Annotated in this window: 5 protein-coding genes and 2 pseudogenes; all 7 read left to right on the top strand. The window is 34.6% G+C overall.

What is annotated here, in order from left to right:
* Nucleotides 1-231 precede the first annotated feature (231 nt).
* A complete protein-coding gene (locus A374_RS01520; protein WP_007200405.1) occupies nucleotides 232-720 on the top strand; it encodes a hypothetical protein in 489 nt (162 codons plus the stop codon).
* Nucleotides 721-958: 238 nt separating this feature from the next.
* Nucleotides 959-1,066: pseudogene (locus tag A374_RS19770) on the top strand (IS200/IS605 family transposase); the annotation flags it as partial.
* Nucleotides 1,067-1,184: 118 nt separating this feature from the next.
* Nucleotides 1,185-1,652, top strand: a complete 468-nt coding sequence (locus A374_RS01515) for an Imm30 family immunity protein (protein WP_007200404.1) — start codon at nucleotides 1,185-1,187, stop codon at nucleotides 1,650-1,652.
* Between the two features lie 102 nt (nucleotides 1,653-1,754).
* A pseudogene (locus tag A374_RS01510) lies at nucleotides 1,755-2,181 on the top strand (DUF6985 domain-containing protein).
* A gap of 238 nt (nucleotides 2,182-2,419) precedes the next feature.
* On the top strand, nucleotides 2,420-2,557 hold the full coding sequence (locus A374_RS20430) for a hypothetical protein (protein ID WP_156793097.1): 138 nt from the start codon (nucleotides 2,420-2,422) through the stop codon (nucleotides 2,555-2,557).
* 42 nt (nucleotides 2,558-2,599) lie between these two features.
* Complete coding sequence (locus A374_RS01505) at nucleotides 2,600-3,022, top strand: SMI1/KNR4 family protein (protein WP_007200402.1); 423 nt, start codon at nucleotides 2,600-2,602, stop codon at nucleotides 3,020-3,022.
* A gap of 16 nt (nucleotides 3,023-3,038) precedes the next feature.
* Entirely contained in the window at nucleotides 3,039-3,320 is a 282-nt protein-coding gene (locus A374_RS01500; RefSeq protein ID WP_007200401.1) for an SMI1/KNR4 family protein, read from the top strand.
* The last annotated feature ends 33 nt before the right edge of the window (nucleotides 3,321-3,353 follow it).

The following is a 3,353-nucleotide window of genomic DNA, read 5'->3' as shown; positions in this document are numbered from 1 at the left end:
TGATCAAGAAACTATAATGTGTGAAAAGGCTGTTAACGATGATCGTGAGGAAGGAGCTAGAAGAAAAGCTCTAAGAGTTCACGCAGTCTTTTACGATAGGAAAATCGTTCGAAAGCGCAAGTACTGAGTGGTGTCGGTGTAAAGGAAAACAAAAAGGCTTAGATGATTATTTGCATGACAGGGCCAACAAGGAGTAACAATAGACTTATGGGAAAGGTACTTTATTGAGTTATGAAATATGGAATTCATACGACATTAGTTGAAGAAGTTATTCTAATTGCAAATTCTATACAAGATATTTCAAAGACAGTAGTCCCTGAAGATGTTGTTATTATTATTGATATTATGGAGGCAAAAAAAATTGCTTTTTATGAGATTTTTGGTGAGGATGAATACACTTGGTCAGATATTAGACAAATTGAAATGGGGAAAGTTAAGGGGAAATTGTATAAACTAGATCCTAGTCAAAAGCCTAATGGTTTAGAGGAAGTTACAGAAGAAATTGCTAATGGACTTAGAAACCAACTTCCGGACTCGTATAGTGATTTTTTTGAGAATGTTGTGGTAGATTTAAGAAATTGCGCTATAAATCGCGCGATAAATGGTAAAAGTGAAAATTTTTTCGAACAAATTCTCAATATTTATAAAGCTGGTGGTTTTCCTTGTGGCTGGAAAGGCGATTATCCAGACAACGGAAAAATAATTGCTTATTTAGTATAGATTCGGTAAAAAGTGAGATCTTTCTTTTTTAGTGTTAATACTTGTAAAAAACAATAATGTTCATGAGAGATAAGGTTACAGTTAGTGCAAGATATTAGACAATCAAACTTAGGTTCTAAATCAGAATTCTTAGTATAGTATCGTAAATTTGCAATAGAATTAGGTTGATAGATTCGATAGGCACTTGATTTTAAAGAGAAATCAGGTGCTATTTTTTGGGGTGTATTGAAACCCCCTGGTTATGTATGGAAAATATAGAAAGAGCATCGGTCAAATAATTCGAGATTTATGTGAACGCAAGGGAGTGGTCACTCATGAAGCCAATGCATGTAAAGACCATATATACGAAAATGGCTGAGAAAAAAGCGGAAATCCCCCAATTCTGTTGTACATGAAACTGATAATATAGGGAGAGAAGCTATAAAGAGCAGCCCAACTGCTGTGAAAAAGGGAGGTGGGGAAAGTTGGACATTTTAGTCGAACTTACCGAATTAAAGAATAATCGTTTATTAAGAGATGAGAGTGAAGTAGAACAATTTGAAAAATCTATAGAAAATATTGTAGACATGGAGGATGTAAATAACATAGAAATATTGTGTCAAGGCTTTGATGATTTAACCGAAAATGATGAAGTAATGTTTGGATTAATTCATGCTATAGAGTCTTATGATCAGATTGTTAGTTCTGAAATTTCTTTGAAAGTGTTAGCTAATTCTATTCCTAAAATGCTTCCTCATGCTAAGGAATGGTTAAAGATACTTCACAAAAGAATATTAAATCATGAACCATCGAGGAATATTTATAAAGCAATCATTCCCACATTAAATAACGATATTCAGAAATATATTGTGTCTCACTTAAATAGTATTAAAGAAAGGAACCCAAGTCGTTTTGAAGAAAGTGTAAATTCAATATTAGATTTTATAAAGTAATGTAAAATCTTGAATGGTAAAGTGCCTTTCAAGGGTTCCTTTTTGAGGGGCTACCTAGTGCCGAATGAACCGCTAATTATTTTATAAAGTGCAGTAGGAGAGATAAACGCAGGAGCCTTTGGACTCAAGGGTGAACTTGAATATAATTATGGATGGGTTAAGTACACTACCATTGAATTTTGTGAAAAAGAAGCTGAAATAGCATTAATGGTTAAAGGTGAAGAAGATGGTAAATTTGATGAAGAACAATATAGTGCTTATAAATCATTAGTGAAAAATTGGGAACAATTACTGCAAGGTTTTTTACAAGCAATAGTAGACTATTACAAACTAGAGCGTCACGAACTAGGGTATGACATTGAAGTTCATGAAAATTATCCGCAAATCGAAACAACTAATCAATTGGAATTGTTGATTCGTATGGGGATATTAATAAAGATCGAGATATTGGGATAACCTTTGATTGTACATGGCACACAAAAAATCGACTAAAGTAACTAAAGTGGGTTATCAGGATGTTGCAACTTGAAATAGGCTGTTAATTATTGGATAACGCGTACAGAGGGGCATGGGAGAAGAAAGAGATCTTGGAAGAGGAAGGATTGACATCACAGGAAGCCGAGGTGTTTATGCGTGAACAGGTCACGTATGTAGCCGCAAGCTTTACGGAACTGTTAGAGAGTTTACGTGACTCTGAAGGGTGATAGATTCCTATAGTAGTAGAAGACAGGCACTTGATTAAAAAAAAGATATCAGGTGTTTTTTCTTTGAACGGATTTGCAGGACTTTATGAGCTGCTTGCTATCATCTGGAAAATCGCTGGAGCCGTTGGCACGACCGTATTATTCGTAGCTGGAGGCATGAGGCATCGCTGCTGGAGGAAGAGCTATTTTGGGAGGCCGTGAACCCTGAAGAAGGATTACAAAAAGAATCAAGGAGATGTTTTTATGGGAGTGAAAAAATGGCTTTTTTCTGAAGAGCTTGTGGATGACTATGAAATAATCGAAGTGGAAAGGTTATTTGGATTCAAACTACCTGATGATTATAAAAAGTGTGTTATGAAGAATAATGGGGGATTTCCAGAACCCAATACATTTGATTGCGATGACGACGGTGGAATTGAGTCAGTTTTTAATGATTTAATTAGTTTTACTAATAAGGATTTAAATATAAAAATGTTTTCCGAGTTCTCGAAACGGGGTTTACTACCGTTTGGGCGAGATCCTTTTGGTCATTTACTATGCTTTGACTACAATGAAAATATTGATTGTCCTAGGGTAGTCTTTTATAATTGTGAAGAAACTGGAAGTATATTAGTTACTCCTATATGTAGGACATTCACAGATTTACTTAATAGATTATATTCGTAACAGTAGGTGAACCTTTATGATAGAATTTGAGTATTCGTATCAGCAAATAACCAGTGAAGACATAAAGAATTTCGAAAATCAGTTTAGTGTGAAATTACCACTTGATTATAAAAAATTTCTATTACAGTGTAATGGAGGTAAACCAGTAAAAAGAAGATTCAAAACAGCTGATGAAACGATTACATCTTCACTAATGCTCTTTCTCCCACTATCAAAAGAAATAAAATTTAACTTGTACAGTTATTATCACCAATTTAACAGAATTCCGAAAGAAGTCTCCCTCTTCAAGCGTGTGTAGGGCAAAGCCCAACGGTAAGGGGGAGATGAATTT

It is taken from the genome of Fictibacillus macauensis ZFHKF-1 (assembly GCF_000269865.1).
Lineage (GTDB): Bacteria > Bacillota > Bacilli > Bacillales > Fictibacillaceae > Fictibacillus_C > Fictibacillus_C macauensis.
Note: the sequence above shows the minus strand (reverse complement) of the source record. Positions and strands in the feature narration are given on the sequence as shown.

What these genes read in the sequence shown, in the direction of transcription:
- A374_RS01520 (WP_007200405.1), top strand. Translation starts at nt 232, where the DNA reads ATGAAATATGGAATTCATACGACATTAGTTGAAGAAGTTATTCTAATT.
- A374_RS01505 (WP_007200402.1), top strand. Translation starts at nt 2,600, where the DNA reads ATGGGAGTGAAAAAATGGCTTTTTTCTGAAGAGCTTGTGGATGACTAT.
- A374_RS01500 (WP_007200401.1), top strand. Translation starts at nt 3,039, where the DNA reads ATGATAGAATTTGAGTATTCGTATCAGCAAATAACCAGTGAAGACATA.